A 24845-nucleotide genomic window follows, 5' to 3' on the forward strand; every position below is an offset into this window, starting at 1 on the left:
GGCCGGCGCTTTCCGGCCGTCAATCTTCCCGGGTGAATTGCGCTTGCCGCCGTCATCCGGTAATGCTGCCTGAAAATGGTCGGATTTTTCCGCCATGGGACGGCGGCCGTGCCTGGGCCTTGGGCCGCCGGCCTTGCTGGAAGGGTATTCATGGGAATGACGCGAAATATTCGGGTGCGCACCGGCCTGGTCGGTCTCTTGGGCGCAAGCTTCGTTCTGACCGGCTGCATGGGGCCGACCTACGGCACGGGCAAGAGCACCGGCGAGCAGCTGGTGGAGGACCTCGGCAACGCCGCCATGTTCCGCCGCAGCAACGAAGAGGCGAAGAATATCCGTTACCAGCCCCGCGGCGGCCTAGTCGTGCCGAAGGACGCGGGTGCGCTCAGCGAGCCGCAGCAGTCCGTCGCCAACAAGGACAATCCGGCGTGGGTCGAGAGCCCGGAGGACATGCGCGAGCGCCTGCGCGCCGAGGCGGATGAAAACAGCTCGAACATCAACTACCGCTCGCCGCTCGCCTCGCAGGGCACGACGACCCGCAAGCTGTCCGCTTCCGAGCAGACGGCCGCCTACCGTGAGGCACGCCGCCTGCAGATGGGGGCCTATGCCGACAAGCGCCGCTACCTGAGCGATCCGCCGCTGGATTACCGCCGCCTTCCCGAGGAGGCCCAGGCCGATCTCGGCGAGCCGGAGCGTGTCAAGGAGCGCCGCCGCAAGAAGGAAGCCAAGGCGGCCAAGCAGAGCGGCTCCTCCTGGTGGCCGTTCTAAGTCCGTGACGGACTATCGCATTCGGGCGGCGTCGGCGGGCGATGCCGCGACCATCCTGCGTTTCATCCGCGAACTTGCCGATTATGAAAACGCCCTCGGCGAGGTCGCCGCGACGGAAGAGACCGTCGCCGCCTCGCTGTTCGGCGAGGGGTCCGTCACCCGTGCGGTGATCTGCGAGACGGAGGAGGGCGAGCCGGCCGGTTCCGCCGTCTTCTTCAAGACCTATTCGACCTGGCAGGCGAAGAACGGGCTCTACCTCGAGGACCTCTACGTGACGCCCGCCCATCGCGGCGCCGGCGTCGGCAGGATGCTGCTGCGCCACCTCGCCCGCATCGCGGTGGGGGAGGGCTGCGGGCGTTTCGAATGGAGCGTGCTCGACTGGAACGCGCCGGCCATCCGCGTCTACGAGGCACTCGGCGCAGAACCGCAGTCGGAATGGATCCGCTATCGCCTCGACGGCGACAAGCTGGAGAAGTTCGCGGCCGGATGAAATATGGAGCGTTTCGCGATCCTGAGGAAAAGCGTAAATGCTCCAAAAGCCCGGTCAGCGCCGCTCGGCAAAAAAATCCTTCAGGATCGCCGCCGCTTCCAGGCCGCCGATGCCGGAATAGACGTCCGGCGCGTGATGGCAGGTCGGCTGGGCGAAGAAGCGCACGCCATTGTCCACCGCGCCGCCCTTCGGGTCTTCCGCGCCGTAGTAGAGCCGGCGGATGCGGGCGAAGGAAATGGCGGCGGCGCAGAGCGTGCACGGCTCCAGCGTCACGTAGAGGTCGGCGCCGGCGAGGCGTTCCTGCCCGAGCTTGCCGGCGGCCGCGCGGATGACGGCGACCTCGGCATGGGCGGTCACGTCGTTCTCCGCCCGCGTGCGGTTGCCGGCGCGCGCGATGACCGCGCCGTCCATCACCAGCACCGCCCCGACCGGCACCTCGCCTCGCGCGCCGGCGGCGCGGGCTTCCTCAAGCGCGATCTCCATGAAGCGATTTGTCATGAGCGGCACGAATTCCTCTTAACCCCGGACGCCTGACCTGATAGGACACGGCAAAACGCAGGCAACACAAATGACATCCAAAGACAAGCCAAAACGGCCGGGCGCCAAGCCCGCGGGCCGTGATCACAAGCCGCGCGGCGCATCGGCCGCAGCGGGCAAGAAGCCCTTTTCCGCCGGCAAGCCGTCGGGCGCCAAGAAGCCGTTCGCGGGCAAGTCCGCGCCGAGCGGCGGCAAGCCCGCCCGTGCCGCCAAGCCGGCACCGGCCGCACCCGCCAGCGCCGAGCTGGCGCCGGAGCGCATCTCCAAGCTCTTGGCGCGCGCAGGCGTCGCCTCGCGCCGCGATGTCGAGCGCATGATCATGGAGGGCCGGGTCAGCGTGAACGGCACGGTGCTGGACACGCCCGTGCTCAACGCCACGCTTGCCGATCATATCGAAGTGGACGGCGTGCCGATCCGCGGCATCGAGCGCACACGCCTCTGGCTCTACCACAAGCCGGCCGGCCTGGTGACGACCAATGCCGACCCCGAGGGCCGCCCGACCGTTTTCGAGAACCTGCCCGAGGACCTGCCGCGCGTCATGTCCGTCGGCCGCCTCGACATCAACACCGAAGGCCTCCTGCTCTTGACCAATGACGGCGGCCTCGCGCGCATGCTGGAGCTGCCGACCACCGGCTGGCTACGGCGCTACCGCGTGCGCGCCCACGGCAAGATCGAGCAGGCCGATCTCGACAAGCTGAAGGAGGGCATCGCCGTCGACGGCGTGCTCTACGGCGCGATCGATGCGACGCTGGACAAGACGCAGGGCACCAATGTCTGGCTGACGCTGGGGCTTCGCGAAGGCAAGAACCGCGAGGTCAAGAACGTGCTCGGCGCGCTCGGCCTCGACGTGAACCGCCTGATCCGCATCTCCTACGGCCCGTTCCAGCTCGGCGAACTGCCGGAAGGCCATGCCCAGGAGATCCGCGGCCGCACGCTGCGCGACCAGCTCGGCCCGCGCCTCATCGAGGAATCCAAGGCGAATTTCGACGCGCCGCTGTTCGACCATGCATCGGTCGACACGGACGAGAAGCCGGCGCCGAAGAGCCGTAGCGAGGCTCCGGCCTGGGGCGAAAAGCCGGCCGGCCGGCGCGAGAAGCCGGAGGACCGCCGCGAGAAGGCGCGCGCCCGCCTCGACACCCGGCGCGACGACCGCTTTGCCGACAAGCCGCAGGGCGGCGGCCGTGGCCGCGACGAGGACCGTTTCGACAGCAAGCCGAAGCGCGAACCGGCCGTGCGCGCCCGCAAGTCGAATGTCTGGATGGCGCCTGGCGCCCGTCCCGTTGCCGAAAAGAAGGCGGATGCCGCCGAGGGCGTGAAGCGCGAGCCGCGCGAGCGCCCCGAAGGCGCGCCGAAGACCAAGCGCTACGGCCGCACCGCCGATGGCGCGCTGACGCGCTCGGCCAAGAAGTTCGACCCGGACCGCAAGGGCCCGGCCCGCGGCCGTCCCGGCGACGACCGGGCGGAAAAGCCGCGCATCCTGAAGACGCGCGACGAGGATGGCGAATGGATCCGCGCCAGCGCGCCTGAAACCGGCGATCGTGGTGATGACGGCCGCGGCGGTTTCGGCCGCAAGCGCTCCGGCGCTGGCGACGACCGCTCTTCCCGTGATTTCGGTGACCGCCCGCCGCGCGGCGATCGCCGGCCGCGCGCAGAGGGCGAGCGCTCCTTCGGGGACCGCCCGGCCCGTGGCGACCGCAAGCCGCGCGCGGAAGGGGAGCGTTCCTTCGGGGATCGCAAACCCCGCGCAGAGGGCGAACGGTCCTTCGGGGACCGCCCGCCGCGCCGCGATGGCGGCAAGCCGTTCGGCGGAAAACCCGGCGGCAAATCCTTCGGCGGCAAGCCGGGCGGGCGGCCTTCGGGCGGCAAGCCCGGTGGTGGCCGTCCGGCAGGCGGCAGCCGCCCGCGCGGCAAGGGGAAGTAAGCGGCCGTGCGCATCGTCGGCGGTGAATTCCGCGGCCGGTCGCTGGCGACGCCGACGTCGGACGATATCCGCCCGACGACCGACCGCACGCGCGAAAGCCTGTTCAACATCCTCTCGCACGCCTATCCCGAGGCGCTCGACGGCACGCGCGTGCTCGATCTCTTCGCCGGCACCGGCGCCGTCGGCCTCGAGGCGCTGTCACGCGGCGCGCGCGCGGTGCTCTTCGTCGAACAGGGCGTCGAGGGCAGGGGGCTCCTGCATTCCAACATCGAGGCGCTCGGCGTGATCGGCCGCGCGAAGATCTTCCGGCGCGATGCGACGGCGCTCGGCGGCGTCGGCACGATGGAGCCGTTCCACCTGCTCTTTGCCGATCCGCCCTATGCCAAGGGCCTCGGCGAGCGGGCACTCGACGCGGCAGCCCGTGGCGGCTGGCTCGTCGGCGGCGCCCTTGCGATCCTCGAGGAGCGTGCCGATATTCAGCCTGCCGTCATCGATGGCTACGAATTGCTGGAGGTCCGCACCTTCGGCGACACGCGCATGCATTTCTACCGCTATCGCCCCGGCTGATCCTTTCGCCGGCGCTGCCGAAACGAACCGGAGACCTGAGCCATGACCGACGCCCTCGTTTCCGCAAACCAGCCGCAAGCCGACGGCCCGACCGTCGCCATCGCGCTTGGCGGCGGCGGCGCGCGCGGGCTTGCCCATATCCATGTCATCGAGGTGCTGGACGAACTCGGCATCCGCCCCGTGCTGATCTCCGGCGCGTCGATCGGCGCCGTCATGGGCGCGGCAAGGGCGGCCGGCATGACGGGCCGGGAGATCCGCGAGCACACGCTTGCCGCCATCGGCCATCCGGGCCGCATCATGAACCGCCTCTGGAGCCTCCGGCCCACCCGCTTTTCCGAGGTCGTCGCCCGCGGCTTCCGCGTCGGCCAGTTCGACCTGGAGCGCATCCTCAAGGCCTTCCTGCCGGAAAGGCTGCCGGAGACCTTCGAGGGGCTTTCCATTCCCCTGAAGATCGTCACCGCGGATTATTACGCCCAGTGCGAATGCGTCTGCGACAGCGGCCCGCTCTTGCCGGCGATCGCCGCCTCCGCCGCGCTGCCCGCCGTCTTCCGCCCGGTGGTGATAGACGGCCGGGTGATGATCGACGGCGGCCTGTGGAACCCGGTGCCCTTCGATCATCTCCTCGGCAAGGCGGACATCACCATCGGCGTCGACGTCATCGGTCACCCGCCCGCCGGCACGGCCGGCATGCCCAACAGCATCGACAGCCTCTACGGCGCCACCCAGCTCACCATGCGCTCCATCGTCACGCTGAAGCTGGAAAAGGGCGCGCCGGACATTTTCCTCCGCCCCGATGTCGGCCGCTTCCGCGTGCTCGATTTCGTCAGGGCCGAGGAGGTGCTGGCCGCCTCCGCGGGCATCCGCGACGAGTTGAAACGGGCGCTCGACGAGAAGCTGTCGGCGGTTTGAGGCGACGGTCATAGTCCGCAGCCGGGATACCCCCCTCTGCCCTGCCGGGCATCTCCCCCTCAAGGGGGGAGATTGGATGGGGCGGTGTCTCGCCCATCTCCAGCATTGCTGATCGAGCAGGTCTTTTGCGTCTTGCCGATCTCCCCCCTTTGAGGGGGAGATGCCCGGCAGGGCAGAGGGGGGCTTTCCGGGCGAAGGGCCCGCCTTCAGGCACTCTCCTCCTCGTCCAGCGCCAGCTTCCTCGGCTTGACCAGCGGCTCCGGCTTCACCGGCTTGCTGTGCAGCATGTGCCGGCCGGCGGCAAGGCCCTCGACGGCCTGCAGCTCCAGCCGGTCGAGGTCGCGGCGGCGGATGTCGTCGCCGATCGCCTGGGCGTCGTCCGGCTCCACGCCGAGCTCCTCCAGCGTTTCCCGGCCGAAGACGAGGGCGGATTCGAAGGTCTCGCGCACGTCGTGCTGCACGCCCCGCCCGCGCAGCGACAGCGTGTGCACCCGGTCGTAGGAGCGCACGAAGAGCGTGGCATTGGGATATTCCGACTGCACGAGGTCGACGATGCGATCCGTCGTCGCCTTGCCCTGGGTGCAGATGGCGACGACCTTGGCCCGTTCGATGCCGGCGGCGCGCAGCACGTCCTTGCGCGTGCCGTCGCCGAAATAGATGCGAAAACCGAAACTTGCCGCCTGACGCACGCGGTCGGTCGAATGGTCGATGACGGTGACCTCGCGCCCGCCGGCAAGAAGGATCTGCGCGGCGATCTGGCCGAAGCGGGAAAAGCCGATCATCAGCACGTCCGCGCCCGCGCCCTCGAAATCCTCCTCCATCTCCTCCTCGATGTCAGCGACGATGAGGAAGCGCGAGAGCGCCGCGGCGATCGGCGTCAGCGCCATGGAGATGGTGACGATGGCGATGAGCAGCGAGGCGAGGCCGCCGGAAAAGATGCCGGCGGCCGAGGCCGCGGTGAACAGCACGAAGCCGAACTCGCCGCCCTGCGGCAGCACGAGCGCGATGCGCACCGCGTCATTGTGGGGGGAGCCAGTGAGGCGGCAGAGGCCGTAGATGACGAGGCTCTTCACCAGCATCACGGCGGGCGTGGCGATGAGGATCGTCAGCCAGCTGGAGAAGACGACGTCGAGATGCAGCGACAGGCCGACGGCCATGAAGAACAGGCCGAGCAGGATGCCGCGGAACGGCTCGACGTCCGCCTGCAGTTCATGGCGATAGGAGGAATCGGCAAGCAGCACGCCGGCGAGGAACGCGCCCATCGCCATGGAGAGCCCGGCCATCTGAAGGAGCATGGCGGCGGCCAGCACGACGAAGAGCGCGGCGGCGATCATCGCCTCGCGCGCGCCGGTGCGGGCGATCACCTGGAATAGCGGGTTGAGAAGGTAGCGGCCGGCGGCAAACAGCGCCGCGATGGCGCCGATGGCGATGAGGAAGTCCTCGAAGGCCGTCGTCGTGTCCTGCGGCGCCTGCTCGGCGAGCAGCGGGATCAGCGCCAGCAGGGGCACGATGGCGAGGTCCTGCAGGAGCAGCATGGAAAAGGCCCGCTGGCCGTAGCGCGTGTTGGTGTCGCCCCGTTCGTCGAGGATCTGCATGGCGAAGGCCGTGGAGGAGAGCGCAAGGCCGAAGCCGATGATCAGCGCCCCGTCCCACCGTTCGAGGCCAAAGGCGAGCGTCAGGCCGGCCAGCGCAAGGCCGGTCACGACGACCTGCGCCATGCCGAGCCCGAAGATGTCGCGACGCATCGCCCACAGGCGCGAGGGCTTCAGCTCCAGCCCGATCAGGAAGAGCAGGAAGACGACGCCGAGTTCGGCGACGCCCAGCAGTTCCTCGCCGTCGCGGATCTGGTGCAGGATCGGGCCGATCACCACGCCGGCGGCGAGATAGCCCAGAATGGTGCCGAGACCCAGCCGCTTGAAGATCGGCGCGGCCAGCAGCGCCCCGCCGAGCATCATGAGGACCTCGTTATACGGGCTGTGGGTATAGGCCATGCGGAGGGCTTTCTTCTGAAGGGGCACCGGCAACGCGGCAAAAAAGGAGCGGCCTCCCTTGATGCCCGTGCGACTGCACAATAAATGGGGCAGCAAAGAAAGGCCAAGTCATGTCAGAGACGATCGATTCCGCAAGCCTTCTCGCGCGTGCCGGTGAACTCATCGACCGCGCCGTTCACGCAGGGGCGGATGCGGCCGATGCGGTCGTCGTCCGGGGCCGCTCCTCCTCCGTCAGCGTGCGGCTCGGCAAGGTCGAGGGCACCGAAGCCTCCGAGAGCGACGACTTCTCGCTGCGCGTCTTCGTCGGCAGGCGCGTCGCCAGCGTCTCGGCCAATCCGGGCTTCGACCTGAAGGTGCTCGCCGAGCGCGCCGTCGCCATGGCCAAGGCCTCGCCGGAAGACCCCTATGCCACGCTCGCCGACAAGGCCGATCTCGCCAGGGGCTGGCCGGACCTCGAGCTCTTCGACCCGACCGAGGTCTCGGCCGAGCAGCTGGCCGAGGCGGCGCTTGCCGCGGAAGCCGCCGCGCTTGCCGTCCCCGGCATCACCAATTCCGGCGGCAGCGGGGCCTCGGCCGGCATGGGCGGCCTCGTGCTCGCCACCTCGCACGGCTTTTCCGGCGCCTATAGCGCCAGCCGCTTCGGCCGCTCCGTCAGCGTCATCGCGGGCGAGGGCACGAAGATGGAGCGCGACTACGACTTCGATTCGTGCCTCTATTTCGCCGATCTGCGCGATGCCGGGGACATCGGCCGCGAGGCGGCCGCCCGCGCCGTGCGCCGGCTCAACCCGCGCCAGGTGCCGACGGCGAAGAACGTCACCGTCGTCTACGATCCGCGCGTGGCGCGCGGCATCGCCGGCCATATCGCGGGCGCGATCAACGGCGCCGCCGTCGCCCGCAAGACGAGCTTCCTGCGCGACCGCATGGGCCAGCAGGTGCTGAAGACGGGCCTGTCCGTCACCGACGATCCGCTGGTCGTGCGCGGTTCGTCCTCGCGCCCCTTCGACGGCGAGGGTGTGCGCGGCCAGCGCCTCACGATGATCGAGGATGGCGTGCTCAAGCACTGGTTCCTCTCCACCTCCACAGCCAACGAGCTCGGCCTGAAAACCAACGGGCGTGGCGTGCGCGGCGGCACGGCGGTCAACCCGGCCTCGACGAACCTTGCGCTCGAGCCCGGCGACATTGCGCCGGAGGACCTGATCCGCTCCGTCGGCACCGGCTTCTATGTCACCGAGCTGATCGGCCAGGGCGTCAACATGGTGACGGGCGAATATTCCCGCGGCGCCTCCGGTTACTGGATCGAGAACGGCGAGCTGACCTTCCCCGTTTCGGAAGTGACGATCGCCTCCAACCTCGTCGACATGTTCCTGCGCATCACGCCGGCAAGCGATATCGACCGCTCGTTCGGCGTCGCCGCGCCGACGCTCGCCATCGAAGGCATGACGCTTGCCGGGACGTGAGACCATGCCGAGCCCCGCCACCGCCTGGACCGCCGACCTCGATCTTCTCACCGGCGCCGCGCGGCTTGCGGGGGCCCGGGCGCTCGACTTCTTCCGCAAGGGACCGGAGGTCTGGTGGAAGAACGGCGGCCGTTCGCCGGTGAGCGCGGCCGATTTCGCGGCCAACGACATCCTCAAGAAGGAACTGCTCTCGGCCCGGCCTAACTACGGCTGGCTCTCGGAGGAGACCGACGACGATGCGGGCCGGCTCGACTGCGAGACGGTCTTCGTCATCGACCCGATCGACGGCACGCGCGCCTTCATCGCCGGCAAGGACGTCTGGTGCGTCAGCGCCGCCGTCGTGCACAGGGGGCGCCCTGTCGCCGGCGTCCTCTTCGCGCCTGCGCTCGACGAACTCTTCACCGCGGCGGCGGGCGGCGCGGCGCTGAAGAACGGCCAGCCCATCCGTGCGACTGATCCCGACGCCGCCCGCCCGACGCGCATCGCCGCGCCGGAGGACATGGCGCACGGCATCGACCGCTACATGATCGGCGGCGTCCAGCGCATCTCCCATGTGCCCTCGCTCGCCTATCGCCTGGCCATGGTGGCGGACGGGCGCATCGACGCGACATTGGTGAAACGCAATTCGCACGACTGGGACCTGGCGGCGGCCGATCTCATCCTCGCGCAGGCCGGCGGGGCGCTTGTCATGCTCGACGGCGAGGCGCTGTCCTACAACCGGCCGACCGTCAGCCACGAGACGCTGGCCGCGGCCGGATTTTCCCGGCTTTCCGGGCTTGTCGAGGCCTCCCGGCACCTTGCCGGCCATTGACCTTTGGTGCGGAATACCGCAAACCCATTGCCGAAATCGGCATCATAAAAAGAGAGAAGACATGACCGAAAGCAAAGAACCGAAACAGCTCCTGCATCTGGTCTTCGGCGGCGAACTGACGACGCTGACGGACATGCAGTTCCGCGATCTCAACGATCTCGATATCGTCGGAATCTTCCCCGACTATGCCTCCGCGCTCGTCGCCTGGAAGTCGAAGGCACAGCAGACCGTGGACAATGCGCACATGCGCTATTTCATCGTGCACATGCACCGGCTTCTGGATCCGCAGCAGAACTGAGGCGCGTTTCCCGACACCGTTCCGCGCGGCTTGATGCCGCGCCGAACCAGAGACCGGACCTTCCATGATCCCGAACAAGACGAAAGCCGCAACCAAGGGCACCTGCGCATGAGCCGGCGCCTCGCCCGTTTCGCGCTTTCGCTTTACCGCTGGGGCGGCGTCGCGCTCTATCCGATCGTCAGCCCCTATCTCACGTTCCGGGCCGCCAAGGGCAAGGAAGACCGCTCCCGCCGCCGCGAGCGCTACGGCTATGCCAGCGTCGCGCGCCCGCCGGGGCCGCTGGTCTGGTTCCATGCGGCCAGCGTCGGCGAGACCAACGCGGTGATCCCGCTCATCAAGGAAGTGCGCCGCCGCGGCATCGCCGTGCTCTTGACGACGGGCACGATCACCTCCGCCAAGGTCGTGCGCGGCCGCCTGGGCACGGATGTCATCCACCAGTATGTGCCGCTCGACCTGAAGCCGGCGATCAGCCGGTTCCTGGAATACTGGCATCCCGACCTTGCCATCATGGCGGAGTCGGAGATCTGGCCGATGACCATCCTCGAGCTCGGCAAGCGCCACATCCCGCAGGTCCTGGTCAACGGACGCATCTCGGATCGTTCCTTCCCGCGCTGGAAGCGGCGCCATGCCATCGCCGACGCCATCTTCGAGAATTTCGCCCTCGTCATCGCCCAGTCGGAGCTCGATGCCGACCGGTTCCGCACGCTCGGCGCCCTGCCGGTGCTGGTCTCCGGCAACCTCAAGGTCGACACGGACGCGCCGCCGGCCGATTCCGCCGTGCTGCGCAGCTATCTCGACCAGATCCAGGGCCGGCGCACCTGGGCGGCGATCTCCACCTTCGAGGGCGAGGAGGCGGCCGCCGGCGATGTGCACCGGGTGCTGAAGGAGCGCACGGGCCTGCTCACCATCATCGTGCCGCGCCATCCCGAGCGCAGCGACGCCATTGCCGACATGCTGGAGGCACGGGGCCTGAAGGTCGCCCGCCGTACGCGCGGCGACGCCCTGACGCCGCAGACCGACATTTTCCTCGGCGATACGATCGGCGAGATGGGCCTCTACCTCCGCATGACGGAGATCGCCTTCGTCGGCCGCTCGCTGTTCGCCGAAGGCGGGCAGAACCCGCTGGAGCCGGCCATGCTCGGCTGCGCGATCCTGTCCGGCGGCAATGTGCAGAATTTCCGCGAGGCCTACCAGCAGCTCGCCCGCAACGGCAGCGCCAAGATGGTGCGCGACACGGAAATGCTGGCCAAGGGCGTACACTATCTCCTGATGAACGACGAGATGCGCAAGCAGATGATCGAGGCGGGGCAGGAGACCGTGCAGGAGATGCGCGGGGCGCTGCGCGCCACCATCAAGGGGCTGGAGCCCTATATCAACCCGCTCACCGTGAAGGCGCGCCTGCATCCGCGCCAGACGTCCTGACGAAAGGCGTGTCATGTCCAAGGCTGAGACCATTTCCGGCATCCTCTTCGACAAGGACGGGACCCTGCTCGACTATGCCAAGAGCTGGGTGCCGGTGAACTACGAGCTCGCGCGCATCGCCGCCGCCGGCGACGAGGCGCTGGCCCGCACGCTGCTTCTGGCCGGCGGCATGGACCCCGACACCGGCTATGTCACGCCCGACAGCCTGCTTGCCGCCGGCAACACGGTGGAGATCGCCGAGGGCATGGTCGCGGCCGGCGCGCCCTTCACGGTGGAGGCGCTGGCGACGCATTTCGACGGCCTCTTCGCCAATTCGGCCCAGCTCGCCGTCGCCGTCACGGACCTTGCGCAGTTCTTCGCCACCATGCATGCCCGCGGCTACTGGCTCGGCGTCGCCTCCAGCGACAACGAGGCCTCGATCCGCGCGACGGCGAAGCGCTTCGGTTTCGAGGGCTACCTGCACTATGTCGCCGGTTACGACAGCGGCTTCGGCACCAAGCCGCAGCCGGGCATGGTGCTCGGCTTCTGCGCCGCGACGGGCCTTGCGCCGCACCAGGTCGCCGTCGTCGGCGACAACAACCACGACATGCATATGGGCCGCAATGCCGGCGCGGGCCTCAACGTCGCGGTGCTGACGGGCACCGGCTCGCGGGAATCGCTGTCGGACGCCTCCGACTATTGCCTTGCCGACATCACCGAGCTCGTCCCGCTCCTGCCCGAGGCGGCCATCGCGCGTCCGGTGGCGTGAGCGGTGAGGGCGGCCCCTCATCCCGCTGCCGCGACCTTCTCCCCGCAAGCGGGGAGAAGGGACAAGCAGAAAAGGCCTCCTCCATCTCCTCCTGTTTGGGGAAAACAGTGCGCCTTCCCCTTCGCCCCGCTTGCGGGGAGAAGGTGCCGGCAGGCGGATGAGGGGCAGGTCATCCCCCCTCGGAGCCGATGCAAATCCCCCCGGTTGATTTTCCGCAACTTCTCGCGTTTGCTGCGACGAACCGGGTCGGCACGCCCGCGGGGGATGGAATGGTAAGTGAAGCGCCGCCTTTCTGGTGGACGAAGCCTGACTGGCGGGCCTATGCGCTCTGGCCGGTCTCGCGCCTTTACGGCCTGATCGCCGGCCGGCGCATGCGCAAGGGCCGCCGTGCCGAGATAGCCGTGCCCGTCATCTGCGTCGGCAATTTCACCGTCGGCGGGGCCGGCAAGACGCCGACGGCGATCGCGCTCGCCCGCGCCGCCAAGGCGCGGGGTCTCAAGCCCGGCTTCCTGTCGCGCGGCTATGGCGGCTCGCTCGACGTGACCACCGTCGTCGATCCGCACCACCACCGCGCCCGCGCCGTCGGCGATGAACCGCTGCTGCTCGCCCGCGAGGCGCTGACCGTGATTTCGCGCCGGCGCGTCAAGGGCGCCCGCAGGCTGGTGGAGGAGGGCGCCGACCTCATCATCATGGATGACGGCTTCCAGAGCGCGCAGCTCACCTTCGACTATGCGCTGCTGGTCATCGACAGCCGCCGCGGCATCGGCAACGGCCATCTCGTGCCGGGCGGGCCGGTGCGCGCGCCGCTTGCCGAGCAGATGCGCCAGGCGAACGCGCTTCTGGCGATCGGCAACGGCAATGCCGCCGACGCGCTGATCCGCCAGGCGGCGCGCGCCGGCAAGGCGATCCACTCCGCCACGCTCGTCACCGTCGGCGCGGGAGACCTCGCGGACAAGGTCGTCATGGCCTGGTCGGGCATTGCCGACAACGAGAAGTTCTTCCGCACCGTCACCGAGACGGGGGCGCATCTCTACGTGACGCGCGGCTTCCCCGATCATCATCACCTCTCCGAGGACGAGGTCGCGGAGATCCTCGACCATGCCGAAGGGTTGAACTACCAGCTCGTCACCACGGCGAAGGACAGCGTTCGCCTTGCCGGCGAGCATGGCCGCGCCGAGGAGCTGAAGGAGAAGAGCCGGGTGATCGAGGTGGAAATCCGCTTCGACGATCCGAGAGGGCCGGATGCGATCATCGATGCGGCGATTGCCAGCGCAAGGCGGCGCAAGCTGCAGCGGTCGGCCGCGAAATAGGGGGTAGGCAATAGGCAGTAGCCAATAGGAATTGACGCCGCCGCACTCTCGGGCAGTCTCTACTGCCTACTGCCTACTGCCTACTGCCTACTGCCTACTGCCTACTGCCTCTTCTGCACCGGCAGCGCCCCGGCGCGCTTTTCGGCCTCGAGCGAGGCTTCGGCGCTGGCATAGGGCTCCTGCCGGGCGACGCTCCAGTAGCGCAGCTCGTCGACGGGCACCGTCTCGCCGGTCATCGCGCAGATGACGTGCGAGCCGGGCATCAGGATCTGGAAATCGCCGTCGAGATAGCGGATCTTCGCTTCGCGGCTGCCGCGTCCTTCAAAACGGTTCATCATCGATCTCAATATCCGTCTCATCCAGGGTCACGCGCCGGCTGCGCGGTCGATACCGTGCCATATCCCGGCAAGGCCGAAATTTCCAGCCTTTTCGCTGTCGCACCGGCCAAGGGGGCTCGCTTTGAAAGAATGGTTCACGCTCTGGATTCTTGTTTTCCCGCATTTCCAGCCGAAGCGAAGTCGCTTCGGCTGGAAATGCTCTAGCTCCGGCCGAACAGCCGCTCGATGTCGGAAAGCTTGAGCTCGATATAGGTCGGCCGGCCGTGGTTGCACTGGCCGGAGCCGGGCGTCGCCTCCATCTGGCGCAGGAGCGCGTTCATCTCCTCCGGCCGCATGCGCCGGCCCGAGCGAACCGAGCCGTGGCAGGCCATGGTCGCGGCAAGGAATTCCAGCTTGTTCTTCAGGCCGCTCGCCGTGTCCCATTCGGCCAGTTCGTCGGCAAGCTGGCGCACGAGCCCGGCCGCGTCCATCTCGCCGAGCATGGCCGGCGTCTCGCGGACGGCGACGGCGCCCGGCCCGAAGCGCTCGATGCCGAGGCCGAGGCGGGCGAATTCTTCCGCATGGGAGACCAGCCGGTCGCAATCGTCCTCGGGAAGGTCGACGATCTCGGGGATGAGCAGGGCCTGCGCCGGCACCGGCCGGGCATGGAGGGCGTTGCGCATCGCCTCGAAGACCAGCCGCTCATGCGCCGCATGCTGGTCGACGATGACGAGCCCGTCCTCGGTCTGCGCGACGATGTAGTTCTCGTGCAGCTGCGCGCGTGCCGCGCCGAGCGGGTGGCGCTGCGGCGGTTCCTCGTCCCGCGGCGCGGTGGAGGGAGGGGCGAAGGCCGGCTCGCCGCGCGCCGAGGGCGCGGCGAAATCGGCAAAGCCGGCCTGTCTTTCGCTGAAATGCGGCGCCGCGGCGCCGGCCGTCTCGAAGGGGCGGTAGGGCGAGGCGGCCGGGCTCCAGGGCGTCTGAGGGCGCTGCGCCTCCGGCCGGAAGGCGCGCATCAGGCCGGCCGCACCGGTCGTTGCCGCCCGGTCGCCCTCCCGGGCGAGCGCCTCGCGGATCGCGCCGATGATGAGGCCGCGCACCAGGCCCGGATCGCGGAAGCGCACGTCGGATTTCGCCGGGTGCACGTTGACGTCGACGAGCGCCGGATCGATCTCGATCGCCAGCACCGCCACGGGATAACGCCCGTGCGGGATCGTCTCGGCATAGGCCGCGCGCAGCGCCGACCAGATCAGCTTGTCCTGCACCGGCCGGCCGTTGACGAAGGCGAACTGGTTGAGGCTGTTGCCGCGGTTGAAGGTCGGCACGCCGGCAAAGCCGGTGAGCCGGACGCCCTCGCGCGCCGCATCGATCTCGATGGCATTGTCGCGGAAATCGCGGCCGAGCACCTGGGCGATGCGGGCGAGCCTGTCGCTGCCCGTCGCGGGAAATTCCAGCGTCGTGCGGTCGGAGCCCGACAGCACGAAGCGCACATGCGGGAAGGCGATCGCCATGCGCCGCACCACGTCGGCAATGGCCGAGGCCTCCGCCTTTTCGCTCTTCAGGAACTTGAGGCGGGCGGGCGTGGCGAAGAACAGGTCGCGCACCTCGACCACCGTGCCGCGATTGGCCGCGGCGGGCCGCACCGGCTCCACCCTGCCGCCGGTCACGCTGATCTCCGCGCCCTCGCCGGCCTCCGACGTACGGCTGAGCAGCGAGAGCTTCGCCACCGAGCCGATGGAGGGCAGCGCCTCGCCGCGGAAGCCGAGCGTGCGGATGTCGAGCAGGTCCTTGTCGAGTTTCGAGGTGCAGTGGCGGCGGATCGCCAGTTCCAGGTCGGCGGGCGCCATGCCGCTGCCGTTGTCGGTGACGCGCAGCAAGGTCTTGCCGCCGCCGGCCGTCGCGATCTCGATGCGCGTCGCGCCCGCGTCCAGCGCGTTCTCGATCAGCTCCTTGGCGGCGCTTGCCGGCCGTTCGATCACCTCGCCTGCGGCAATCTGATTGATGAGGGTTTCGGAAAGCTGCCTGATGGTCATACCGCCATTTTCGCGGATTCGGCGGGGGCTTGGAAGGGGCAAGTTGGCTTATTCCGCCTTGCGGCGCCCGGCGGCCGCAAATCGTTTAATCAGGCTTTAATAAAATGCTGCCAACGTGCGCGGACGCTTGTATGAACACAAGCCGGCCGGTTTTCCGGTGGACGATTTCAGCGTCGCTGGCCGCTGTCATTCCCGTATGTCCCAAGGTGCAAGACGCGCCGATCAGCATGTGTCCGGGAATGCCAGACAGGCGAGGTCTGCCACTATGAATGATGTAGCGTCGTCAGACGCGAACATCCGGCTGGGAATGTTTGAGGCCGCGTGCGATATCCTCGCCGCCGCCGTGATCGTCTACGACAAGAACGACTGCCTCGTCTTCGCCAGCCGCCAGGTCCTGCGCTACTTTCCCATTCCCGCCGATACGCTGAATCCCGGCACGCGGCTGCGCGACGTGCTCGGCGCCATCTTCGACAGCGGCGTGCGCTACGGCATTCCGCCCGAGCAGCGCCACAAGGCGGTCAACCGCGAGGAGTGGATTTCCACCCGCATCTCGGCCCATTGGCGCGAGCAGTACGATGCCGTCGAGCGGCTCGGCCGCGACCGCTGGATCCATTTCCGCAAGCGCCGCCTGCCGAGCGGCTACAATGTCACCACCCTGGTCGACGTTTCGGAGCAGAAGAAGCAGGAGGAGCAGTGGCGCTCGGACCTCGAGCGCATCGCGCTGACCGAGGAGATCCTCGAGACCCTGCCGTCCCCGGTCGTCATCAAGGACCGCAACCTCACCTATATCGCGGCCAACAGCGCCTTCTGCGCGATCTACAATGCCAATCCCGACGGCATTCTCGGCCGCTCGGTCTGGGACCTTGCCGATGCGGAGAATGCCGAGCGCATCGAGCGCTCCGACCGCGCGGTGCTGGAGACGGGCGAACCCTACAGCATGCCGGAGCACGTCATCCGTGCGGATGGGGCCGATCTCTACGTCATCACCCGGAAATACCGCATCGGCGCGCCCGGCCACCATGCCATCGTCACATTGATGGAGGATGTGACCACGCTCGTCGCCGGCAACAGGGCGGTTTCGGACGGCGGCGACGTGGTGCTCAGCGTGCCGGGCGGTTTCGTCGAGGGGCAGAACTGCTTCGATCCGGTGCGCGACGCCGAACGCCGGCTGCTGCTGGGCCAGCTGAACGGCGAGGAGCTGCGGGCGCTTTCCGGCAAGCGTGCCCTGGTCGCCACGCCCAATCCGCGCATCGAGGAGATCCTGGTCGGCGAGTTCCGGGCGCGCGGGGCGGATTGCTGCGCGGTGCGCAGCGTCTGCGAGCACGATGCCTTCCTCGCGCTTGCCGCCCGCGAAGGGCTCTCGATCGACCTCGTGGTGATCGACGACAACCTGCCGGACCACGAGCGCATCCTTTCCAATGCGCACGGCATCGCCACACGGGTGATCGCGCCCGACGGCATCGGCCCGGATTTCATGCGCGTGCTCGTCGAGGAGCACGAGCTGCTCTCGCAGAACGATTCGCCGCTCGGCGACATCATCACGCCGGTGTCGCTGTCGGACGACTGGTACATCGCGACGGACATTTCCGCCATGCTGCCGGGCGCCGTCGGCGATATCGAGGTGCTCGTGGCCGAGGACAACCGGATCAACCAGTTCGTCTTCTCGCAGATCCTCGAGGGCATGGGCATCTCGCACCGCATCGCCGAGAACGGCGAGGAGGCGGTGATGCTCTGGCGCAAGCACCAGCCGCGCCTCGTGCTGATGGACATTTCCATGCCCGTGATGAACGGCATCGATGCGGCGATGGAGATCCGCGAGGCCGAGGAGCTGACGGGCACCCACACACCCATCGTCGCCGTCACCGCCCAGGCGCTCAATGTCGACATGCAGAACTGCATGGACGCCGGCATGGACGACTACATCACCAAGCCGGTCAGCCCGGACATGATCGAGGCGATCTACCGGCGCTATGCCGGCCGTCAGCCGGAGAAATCTGTCGCATAGGTTGAATGGGGCCGGTCAACTCCCCAGATTTGGGGAGGCAGGTGGGCAGGAGTGACGATCGTTTGCTATGTTTTTGTTAACGATCATGCCTCATCGTGGAACCATCCTCGGAGGTCGCGTGCAAGTACGGGAAATCATTGATGAAGTCTGCTGATCCTGCAGCGCTGGATGTTTCCCAGACCGACCTCCATGCGATGGCCTATACGGACCCGCTGACGGGGCTCGGCAACCTCTACCGGTTGCGCGACAAGGTGCGCCAGATCGCCAAGGAGCGCGAGGAGGACCCCGCGCCGTTTGCCATCGGCATCGCCAATCTCGACGGCTTCAAGCCGATCAACGACCTTTTCGGCCCGCGCGCGGGCGATGAGATCCTCTGCCAGGTGGCCCATCGCCTGAAGGCCTGCATTCCCGACGGCGCCACCGTCACCCGCCACGGCGGTGACGAGTTCGCCTTCGTGCTGCCGCTCGTTTTCGAGCGCAAGGGCGCGGAGAAGATCGGCCAGATGCTGCGCGAGGTGCTGTCGGCCCCCTTCGACCTCGGCGACCGCAATGTGCGCCTTTCGGCCTCGTTCGGCTTTGCCATCTTCCCCTTCGCCGGCGCGGATTTCACCGAGCTCTTGAAGAGCGCGGATACGGCCCTCTATCGCTCCAAGCGCCGCGGCCGCGGCCAGATCACCGTCTATTCCCAGGAGATCGCCCAGGAGATGAAGCGCGCCACGCAGCTCGAGCAGGCGCTGCGCAATGCCATCATCGCCAATGAGGTGGACGTGCATTTCCAGCCGATCGTCAGCCTGCGCGACGACACGGTCGTCGGCTTCGAGGCGCTTGCCCGCTGGTGCGATGCCGATCTCGGCTATGTCTCGCCCGCCACCTTCGTGCCGCTTGCCGAGGAGCGCGGCTTCATCGATGCGCTGTCCGATACGCTGCTGCGCAAGGCGGCCGAGACGGCGCTGTCCTGGCCGAAGGAGCTCTTCCTCTCCTTCAACCTCTCCTCCGCCCAGCTGATGGACCCGAAGACGGCCTTCAACACGCTGGCGATCCTCAACCGCGCCGGGCTCGATCCGCGCCGGCTGGAGCTGGAGATCACCGAGACCGCCGTGATGACGGATGCCGACACGGCGCAGAAGATCGTCGGGGAGCTGCGCGCGGCGGGCGTGCGCATCTCGCTCGACGATTTCGGCACCGGCCAGTCGAGCCTCGGGCGCCTGCGCGACTTCACCTTCGACAAGGTGAAGATCGACCGCGCCTTCGTCTCGCGCATTTCCAACGACAAGGCCTCCGAGCACATCATCAAGGCGATCGTCGCCATGTGCGAGGGCCTCGATCTTGCCGTCGTCGCCGAAGGCATCGAGGATTTTTCCGAGGCGCTGAAGCTGAAGGCGCTCGGCTGCGGCATGGGGCAGGGCTATTTCTACGGCAAGCCGCAGGATGCCGTTGCCACCATGCGCTTCCTCTCCGATCGTTATGTCAGCGTCGAGGGCCGGGCGGTCTGCTGAGGCGCCGTCCCCGAATAGACCACTTCCGTAAAATTGCAGGCATTTGTTTAGCCGGGTGGCAAGCAGCCTCTGTTATGGTGGCTCCACTGTGAATGTTCGTGAGGGGAGCCACGGATGACGACCATCAAGGATATGCCCGTCAGGGCGAGCGACCGTTCCAAGGTGCGTATTTTCGCGACGGTGCGGGTGATGCATCAAACGACGCGTGCGCGCGTCATCGACCTCTCTCCGACGGGCATGGCCTTCGACGTGGAGAAGCCCATCCAGGCCATGGCCGGCCAACTGGTGACGGTCGAGAGCGAGGAACTGGGCCGCCTCAGCGGCACGGTGTGCTGGTATTCCAACGGCCGCCTCGGCATCCAGTACAAGCTGTCGACCAACGCGCTCGCGCAGATCACTTCCTATTTCCGCTTCTTCCACGAAGAGGTGCGGCCGGTCCTGCGCCGCTGACGCTCAGGCCTCGCCGCTCCGGGCCAGCCGGCCTTCCTCCAGCAGCCAGTCCCGCACCCGCCGGGCCGGGCCGTTGAGTTCGCGCGAGCGCGGCCAGACGACGTGGAAGGCGTCATCCGTCCTCAGCACATGGCCGCCGACGGTGACGAGCGCGCCCGAGCGCACCTGCCCGTCGATCAGGTGCCGCCAGCCGAGCGCGACGCCTTCCCCCGCCAGCACGGCCTGGATCACCAGCACATAATCGTTGATGGCGAGCCGGCGGGCCTGCGCCGGGTAGCGCACGCCCGCGCTTGCGAACCATTCCGGCCAGTCGCAGGCCGCCCGCACCGGCTCCTCCAGGTGGATGAGGGGCAGCTTCAGCAGTTCTTCCGGCGTCGTCGGGTGCCCGCGGCTTTCCACGAAGGCCGGGCTCGCGACGGCCGCGATCACTTCCGGCGCCAGCAGCGCCGCATGGTAGCGCGGCCATTTCGCCGGGTCGCCGCCGCGAATGCCGAGCGGGATCGGCTCCTCGTCGAGGTCGAGGTCGCGCACGCTGGTCTGGATGCGCAGGTCGATATCGGGAAGGTCGGCGCGCAGCTTGGCAAGCCGCGGCAGCATCCACATCGAGGCGAAGGCGGTGGAGGCGGCAAGCGTCACATTCGCCTCGCGCCCCTTGGCGCGGATATCCTCCGCCGATTTCTGGATGCGCGACAGGCCGAGCGTCACGTCCGCATGGAAGCGCTCGCCGGCATCGGTCAGCTCCACGGCGCGGTGGATGCGGTGGAAGAGCGCCACGCCCAGCTGCTCCTCGAGATTGCGCACCGCATAGGAGACGGCCGCCTGCGTCATGCCGAGCTCGGCGGCGGCGCGGGTGAAGTTCTGGTGCCGCCCGGCGGCCTCGAAGATGATGAGGCTGGAGGCGGAGGGGAGCAGGCGGCGCAGGGTTTCCATAAATGCAGCTTATAGTCTTCGTAAGTTTTTTCCAGCGTCACAAGGCGCTCAATCACGCCTAGCCTCGTTCTGGATTATGGAGGCGGCAATGGCAGACGCAGCGACGATCGAAGCACCGGCACGCAGAGTGAGGGGACGTCCGGCCCGGCGGGAGGGTGGTGCCAAGGCGCTCGGCGTGCCCTATATCGTGCGGGGCATCCCGACCTACGACGTGTTGTCGGAAGAGAACCTGCAGAAGATCGAGCGGGCGGCGGACCGCATCCTGGCCGAGGTCGGCATCGAGTTCCGCGACGATCCCGCCGCCATCGACCATTGGAAGCGCGCCGGTGCGAAGGTGGAGGGCCTGCTCGTGCGCTTCGAGCCCGGCATGCTGCGCGAGATCGTCTCCTCCGCGCCCGCCGAGTTCACCCAGCACGCCCGCAACCCCGCCAACAATGTCGAGATCGGCGGCAACAAGGTGGTCTTCTCGCCGGCCTATGGCTCGCCCTTCGTCATGGATCTCGACAAGGGCCGGCGCTACGGCACGCTGGAGGACTTCCGCAACTTCATCAAGCTCGCCCAGTCGAGCCCCTGGCTGCATCATTCCGGCGGCACGATCTGCGAGCCGGTCGACATTCCCGTCAACAAGCGCCATCTCGACATGGTCTACAGCCACATCAAATATTCCGACCGCGCCTTCATGGGCTCGATCACCGCGGAGGAGCGCGCGGAGGATTCCATCGACATGGCGCGCATCCTGTTCGGCGCCGATTTCGTCGACAAGAACTGCGTCATCCTCGGCAATGTCAACGTCAATTCGCCGCTCGTCTGGGACGGCACGATGACGAAATCCCTGCGCGCCTATGCCCGCGCCAACCAGGCCGCCGTCATCGTGCCCTTCATTCTCGGCGGCGCCATGGGACCGGTGACGAATGCCGGCGCCATCGCCCAGTCCTTCGCCGAAACGCTGGCCGGCTGCGCGCTGACCCAGCTTGAAAGGAAGGGCGCGCCGGTCATCTTCGGCAATTTCCTCTCCTCCATGTCGCTGCGCTCCGGCTCGCCCACCTTCGGCACGCCGGAGCCGGCCATCGGTTCCATGGTCGTCGGCCAGCTTGCCCGGCGCCTGAAGCTGCCGCTGCGCTGCGCCGGCAATTTCTCGAACTCCAAGCTGCCGGACGGCCAGGCCATGCAGGAAGGGCTGATGTCCATGCTGTCGGCGGTGCATTGCGGCGCCAACTTCATCCTGCATTCCGCCGGCTTCCTCGATGGCCTGCTCTCCATGTCCTACGAGAAGTTCGTGATGGATGCCGACCTTTGCGGCGCGCTGCATTCCTATCTCGCCGGCGTTACGGTGGACGACAACACGCTGGCCATGGACGCCTTCCTCCAGGTCGGCCCCGGCAGCCATTTCCTCGGCTGCGACCATACGATGCGCAACTACCAGACCGCCTTCTGGGATTCGGCCCTCTCCGACAACGAGCCCTTCGAGAAATGGAGCGAGGAGGGCGGCTCGACGGACATGGCGACCCGCGCCAACCGCCAGTGGAAGAAGACGCTCGCCGAATACCAGGCGCCCCCGCTCGATGCCGCCATCGACGAGGCGCTTTGCGACTACATGGACCGCAAGAAGGCCGCGATGGCCGACGCCTGGTATTGAAGCTGACGCCTGGTATTGAAGGAGTTTCAAGCGCGCATTTGCGGCTGCTCCCCCCTCTGCCCTGCCGGGCATCTCCCCCTCAAGGGGGGGAGATCGGCAAGGAGCAGGAAACCTGCTCGAATCGCAACGCTGGAGATGGGCGAAATGGTCCTCCATCCAATCTCCCCCCTTGAGGGGGAGATGCCCGGCAGGGCAGAGGGGGGTAAACGCGCACGCCAAAAAAAGAATGGTGCAAAAGAAAAACCCGGTGGCGCAGGGATGGCCACCGGGCTGGAGATCAGAATGAACCTGCCGGATTATTCGACCGGCTGGGTGGCCGGAGCCGTGCCCGTGTCGGTCGTCGACGAGGTCGTCGAGGTATCGACCGGGGTCGTGGCCTGGCGTTCGGCAACCTGCTGCGCCGTGGTCTTGAATTCCGGCGCGGCCTGCAGGCTCTCGGCGGTTTCGGTCGTCGTCAGCTTGACATCGTCCGAATCCGGGATCTGCGTGATCGAGATCTTCTCGAACGGAACGGCGACCCACTTTTCGCCGATGCCCAGGAAGCCGCCGACACCGACAACGGCTGCGGTGATGCCGCCGTCCTTCTCCATGATCAGGTCGGAGATCTTGCCGATGCTTTCATCGGCGCTGTTGTAGACGGCCTGGCCGAGATAGGTGTTGGCGCTGATCTGTTCCGGCGACTGGGCCGTCAGATAGTCACCGCCGGCAGCCGGCGCCTGCGCCGTGTCCTCGGTCGGGGTCGTTGCCGGGGTCTGAGCCGTATCTTCGGTGGCCGTGCCGGTTTCCGGCGTCTGGGCCGTATCCTCGGTCGTCGGCGTGGTCGGGGTTGCTGCGGTGTCGCCGGGCGTGGTGCCCGTGGCGTCGTCACCGGTCATGCCCGGCTGCTGTTCCAGGGTCTGGGTTTCGCCGGCGGCCGGCTGGTTGGTGTCCTGCGCAAAGGCTGCCGGGGCCAGGGCCGCGCCGAGGAAGAGTGCACCAGCGGCAACGGAAGTGAGAAGTTTATTGGTCATCTTGAACCTGCCTTTCGTCTCGTTGGCATCAAGGCGCGGCGGTCTTTAGAGGGGCCGTCCGCACCGGCTGATGGACAAGGAACGGCGACATCCGATTTTGGTTCCGATGAAAATTGCCTTCTTTTTGATTGCCGCCATGCATTTTTGACGCGGGAAGCGGGCGCAGGGCCGCGGCCCGCTCCAGCCGGATGTATCTTCAGATCGCGAATGCCGGCTCGAAACGCCCCTTCACCGCAAGGCCGAGTTCGAAGGTCTGGCCGGCATGCGGATCGGCAAGGCGTGCGGCCGCGTCCATGCCCTGCCAGGCGGATGTCACCAGCAGCCGGTCGGCCTTGTCGCCGATGAAGGCCGGGCAGCTCGCCTGCGCGGCCGGCACCAGATGGCGGGCGATCTTCGTGCCGTCGGGCTTGTAGACATCGACCGCATTTGCGCCCCAGCGCGCGTTCCAGATCAGCCCGTCCGCATCGCAGACCGAACCGTCGATGCCGCCCGGCGTGCCGGTCTCGTCGCCGAGGACCTCGGGCGCGCCGGCGGGCAGGCCGGTCTTCGGGTCGAGCGCGACGCGCATCAGATGGTTGACGTCCGTATCTGTGAAATAGCCGATGCGGCCATCCGGCGAGAAGCAGATGCCGTTCGGGATGGTGATGTCGGAAAAGAGCTTCGTCACCGTCCCGCCGGCAATGTGATAGATTGCGCCGGCATGCTTTTCCGCCTTGCGGCCCATCGTGCTCGCCCAGAGCGCCCCGGACGGATGCACGCGCCCGTCATTGGAGCGGTTCTGCGCCTTGTCCTCCAGCGTGACGAAGGGACTGAGCGCTCCATCGGCGACCCTGCGCAGGAAAAGCCCCTGGTCGGAGACGATGAGCTGGCGCTCCGGATCGACGACGGCGAGCACGCTGCCGAGGAAGGGCAGGGCATGCGTCGCCTTGGTCATCGTCGCAAGGTGCAGTTCATGCAGCGTGCGGCCCATGATGTCGAACCAGTAGGCCTTGCCCGTCGCCGGATCGTAGGTCGGGCCTTCGCCGAGCTCGCAGGCCGTCTCGCACAGGATGCGGCCGTTGAAGGAATGGGTCTCGCTCATTTTCCGCCTCCATAGACCGCGTCATAGGCCTCGACCGTCGCGCGGGCGCGGGCGCGCACCTCGTCGGCGCCCATGCCCACCTTGTAGAGGCTGGAGCCGAGGCCGAAGCTGCGGATGCCGATGGCGGCATAGTCGGTGAAGTTCTTCTCCGAGACGCCGCCGACGGCCGCGATCTCCAGGTCGGCCGGCAGCACGGCGCGGATCGCCTGGATGCCGGCAGGACCGAGCACGCTGGCGGGAAAGAACTTGAGTCCCGTCGCCCCGGCGCGCGCGGCGGCGAGCGCTTCGGTCGGCGTGAAGACACCCGGCATCGTCACCATGCCCTTGGCGGCGGCGGCGGCGATGACGTCGGGCTCGACATTCGGGCTCACCATCAGCCGCCCGCCGACATCGGCGAGCCGGTCGACATCCGCGACGGTCAGCACCGTGCCGGCACCGATCAGGCAGCCCTCCGGCGCCATCTTCGCGGCGGTCTCGATCGAGGCGAAGGGATCGGGCGAGTTCAGCGGGATCTCGATCGCGGTGAAACCCGTCTCGATTAGGGCGCCGACGACAGCCTGGGCCTCGCCCGGCTTCAGGCCGCGCAGGATGGCGATCAGCGGGTATTTCATCGGGGGGAAGGGGATGCGGTTCATCGGTTCAGCTTTCTCGGGAGCAGGTCCGG

General features: G+C 67.8%; 23 protein-coding genes. 15 read left to right on the forward strand and 8 right to left on the reverse strand.

All coding sequences use genetic code 11. The annotated features are described in order from the left end of the window. Nucleotides 1-150 precede the first annotated feature (150 nt). Together WMC41_RS03270 and WMC41_RS03275 are read left to right on the forward strand one after the other, a co-directional pair. Nucleotides 151-765: a hypothetical protein gene (locus tag WMC41_RS03270; RefSeq protein ID WP_244767903.1), complete on the forward strand. Its 615-nt coding sequence runs from the start codon at nucleotides 151-153 to the stop codon at nucleotides 763-765. 4 nt (nucleotides 766-769) lie between these two features. Next, nucleotides 770-1255: a GNAT family N-acetyltransferase gene (locus WMC41_RS03275; RefSeq protein WP_432347019.1), complete on the forward strand. Its 486-nt coding sequence runs from the start codon at nucleotides 770-772 to the stop codon at nucleotides 1253-1255. Nucleotides 1256-1309: 54 nt separating this feature from the next. Here the strand turns inward: WMC41_RS03275 and WMC41_RS03280 are convergent, their stop codons facing one another. Continuing rightward, a complete protein-coding gene (locus WMC41_RS03280) occupies nucleotides 1310-1753 on the reverse strand; it encodes a nucleoside deaminase (RefSeq protein ID WP_244767901.1) in 444 nt (147 codons plus the stop codon). A gap of 70 nt (nucleotides 1754-1823) precedes the next feature. Here WMC41_RS03280 and WMC41_RS03285 point away from each other — a divergent pair, with 70 nt between their 5' ends. The 3 genes from WMC41_RS03285 to WMC41_RS03295 are packed head-to-tail and all read left to right on the forward strand — an operon-like array spanning nucleotide 1824 to nucleotide 5189. After that, on the forward strand, nucleotides 1824-3713 hold the full coding sequence (locus WMC41_RS03285; RefSeq protein WP_432347020.1) for a pseudouridine synthase: 1890 nt from the start codon (nucleotides 1824-1826) through the stop codon (nucleotides 3711-3713). Nucleotides 3714-3719: 6 nt separating this feature from the next. Continuing rightward, complete coding sequence (rsmD, locus tag WMC41_RS03290; protein ID WP_432347021.1) at nucleotides 3720-4280, forward strand: 16S rRNA (guanine(966)-N(2))-methyltransferase RsmD; 561 nt, start codon at nucleotides 3720-3722, stop codon at nucleotides 4278-4280. 42 nt (nucleotides 4281-4322) lie between these two features. Then, the gene (locus WMC41_RS03295) at nucleotides 4323-5189 is read left to right on the forward strand and encodes a patatin-like phospholipase family protein (RefSeq protein ID WP_272804582.1); all 867 of its coding nucleotides are present in this window, start codon (nucleotides 4323-4325) and stop codon (nucleotides 5187-5189) included. A gap of 206 nt (nucleotides 5190-5395) precedes the next feature. Here WMC41_RS03295 and WMC41_RS03300 read toward each other — a convergent pair whose 3' ends face one another. Beyond that, nucleotides 5396-7180 (reverse strand): monovalent cation:proton antiporter-2 (CPA2) family protein, encoded by a 1785-nt coding sequence (locus WMC41_RS03300; RefSeq protein ID WP_244767897.1) that lies wholly within the window; start codon nucleotides 7178-7180, stop codon nucleotides 5396-5398. A 110-nt stretch (nucleotides 7181-7290) separates the two neighbouring features. Here WMC41_RS03300 and WMC41_RS03305 point away from each other — a divergent pair, with 110 nt between their 5' ends. From WMC41_RS03305 to lpxK, 6 genes are all read left to right on the forward strand, one after another. Continuing rightward, nucleotides 7291-8637 carry a TldD/PmbA family protein gene (locus tag WMC41_RS03305; protein ID WP_432347022.1) on the forward strand — a complete coding sequence of 449 codons (1347 nt, stop codon included), beginning with the start codon at nucleotides 7291-7293 and terminating at the stop codon, nucleotides 8635-8637. Between the two features lie 4 nt (nucleotides 8638-8641). After that, on the forward strand, nucleotides 8642-9448 hold the full coding sequence (locus WMC41_RS03310; protein WP_244767895.1) for a 3'(2'),5'-bisphosphate nucleotidase CysQ: 807 nt from the start codon (nucleotides 8642-8644) through the stop codon (nucleotides 9446-9448). A 61-nt stretch (nucleotides 9449-9509) separates the two neighbouring features. Beyond that, nucleotides 9510-9746: a DUF4170 domain-containing protein gene (locus tag WMC41_RS03315; RefSeq protein WP_244767894.1), complete on the forward strand. Its 237-nt coding sequence runs from the start codon at nucleotides 9510-9512 to the stop codon at nucleotides 9744-9746. A gap of 108 nt (nucleotides 9747-9854) precedes the next feature. Then, on the forward strand, nucleotides 9855-11168 hold the full coding sequence (gene waaA, locus WMC41_RS03320; RefSeq protein WP_432347023.1) for a lipid IV(A) 3-deoxy-D-manno-octulosonic acid transferase: 1314 nt from the start codon (nucleotides 9855-9857) through the stop codon (nucleotides 11166-11168). A gap of 13 nt (nucleotides 11169-11181) precedes the next feature. Then, entirely contained in the window at nucleotides 11182-11916 is a 735-nt protein-coding gene (locus tag WMC41_RS03325) for an HAD family hydrolase (RefSeq protein WP_064329209.1), read from the forward strand. Nucleotides 11917-12185: 269 nt separating this feature from the next. Next, on the forward strand, nucleotides 12186-13226 hold the full coding sequence (gene lpxK / locus WMC41_RS03330; protein ID WP_432347024.1) for a tetraacyldisaccharide 4'-kinase: 1041 nt from the start codon (nucleotides 12186-12188) through the stop codon (nucleotides 13224-13226). Between the two features lie 101 nt (nucleotides 13227-13327). Here the strand turns inward: lpxK and WMC41_RS03335 are convergent, their stop codons facing one another. Both WMC41_RS03335 and mutL read right to left on the reverse strand, forming a co-directional pair. Continuing rightward, the gene (locus WMC41_RS03335) at nucleotides 13328-13561 is read right to left on the reverse strand and encodes a DUF2093 domain-containing protein (protein ID WP_244768114.1); all 234 of its coding nucleotides are present in this window, start codon (nucleotides 13559-13561) and stop codon (nucleotides 13328-13330) included. Nucleotides 13562-13764: 203 nt separating this feature from the next. Further along, nucleotides 13765-15573: a DNA mismatch repair endonuclease MutL gene (gene mutL, locus WMC41_RS03340; RefSeq protein ID WP_432347025.1), complete on the reverse strand. Its 1809-nt coding sequence runs from the start codon at nucleotides 15571-15573 to the stop codon at nucleotides 13765-13767. Between the two features lie 307 nt (nucleotides 15574-15880). On the opposite strand from mutL, the gene WMC41_RS03345 reads away from it, so the two are divergent. From WMC41_RS03345 to WMC41_RS03355, 3 genes are all read left to right on the forward strand, one after another. Further along, complete coding sequence (locus tag WMC41_RS03345; protein ID WP_432347026.1) at nucleotides 15881-17578, forward strand: response regulator; 1698 nt, start codon at nucleotides 15881-15883, stop codon at nucleotides 17576-17578. 140 nt (nucleotides 17579-17718) lie between these two features. Beyond that, a complete protein-coding gene (locus WMC41_RS03350; RefSeq protein ID WP_244767889.1) occupies nucleotides 17719-19074 on the forward strand; it encodes a putative bifunctional diguanylate cyclase/phosphodiesterase in 1356 nt (451 codons plus the stop codon). A 114-nt stretch (nucleotides 19075-19188) separates the two neighbouring features. Continuing rightward, nucleotides 19189-19524: a PilZ domain-containing protein gene (locus tag WMC41_RS03355; protein ID WP_244767888.1), complete on the forward strand. Its 336-nt coding sequence runs from the start codon at nucleotides 19189-19191 to the stop codon at nucleotides 19522-19524. Nucleotides 19525-19527: 3 nt separating this feature from the next. On the opposite strand, the gene WMC41_RS03360 is transcribed toward WMC41_RS03355, so the two are convergent. After that, nucleotides 19528-20454 (reverse strand): LysR substrate-binding domain-containing protein, encoded by a 927-nt coding sequence (locus WMC41_RS03360; RefSeq protein ID WP_244767887.1) that lies wholly within the window; start codon nucleotides 20452-20454, stop codon nucleotides 19528-19530. Between the two features lie 88 nt (nucleotides 20455-20542). On the opposite strand from WMC41_RS03360, the gene WMC41_RS03365 reads away from it, so the two are divergent. After that, nucleotides 20543-22090 carry a trimethylamine methyltransferase family protein gene (locus WMC41_RS03365; protein ID WP_288080657.1) on the forward strand — a complete coding sequence of 516 codons (1548 nt, stop codon included), beginning with the start codon at nucleotides 20543-20545 and terminating at the stop codon, nucleotides 22088-22090. A 296-nt stretch (nucleotides 22091-22386) separates the two neighbouring features. Here WMC41_RS03365 and WMC41_RS03370 read toward each other — a convergent pair whose 3' ends face one another. From WMC41_RS03370 to WMC41_RS03380, 3 genes are all read right to left on the reverse strand, one after another. Further along, nucleotides 22387-23100 (reverse strand): PRC-barrel domain-containing protein, encoded by a 714-nt coding sequence (locus tag WMC41_RS03370; protein WP_272804592.1) that lies wholly within the window; start codon nucleotides 23098-23100, stop codon nucleotides 22387-22389. Nucleotides 23101-23296: 196 nt separating this feature from the next. Then, complete coding sequence (locus WMC41_RS03375) at nucleotides 23297-24181, reverse strand: SMP-30/gluconolactonase/LRE family protein (protein WP_432347027.1); 885 nt, start codon at nucleotides 24179-24181, stop codon at nucleotides 23297-23299. After that, entirely contained in the window at nucleotides 24178-24816 is a 639-nt protein-coding gene (locus WMC41_RS03380) for a 2-dehydro-3-deoxy-6-phosphogalactonate aldolase (protein ID WP_432347028.1), read from the reverse strand. Before WMC41_RS03380 ends, WMC41_RS03375 begins: the two co-directional genes overlap by 4 nt. Between the last annotated feature and the right edge of the window lie 29 nt (nucleotides 24817-24845).

It is taken from the genome of Shinella yambaruensis (assembly GCF_050859155.1).
GTDB lineage: Bacteria > Pseudomonadota > Alphaproteobacteria > Rhizobiales > Rhizobiaceae > Shinella > Shinella yambaruensis.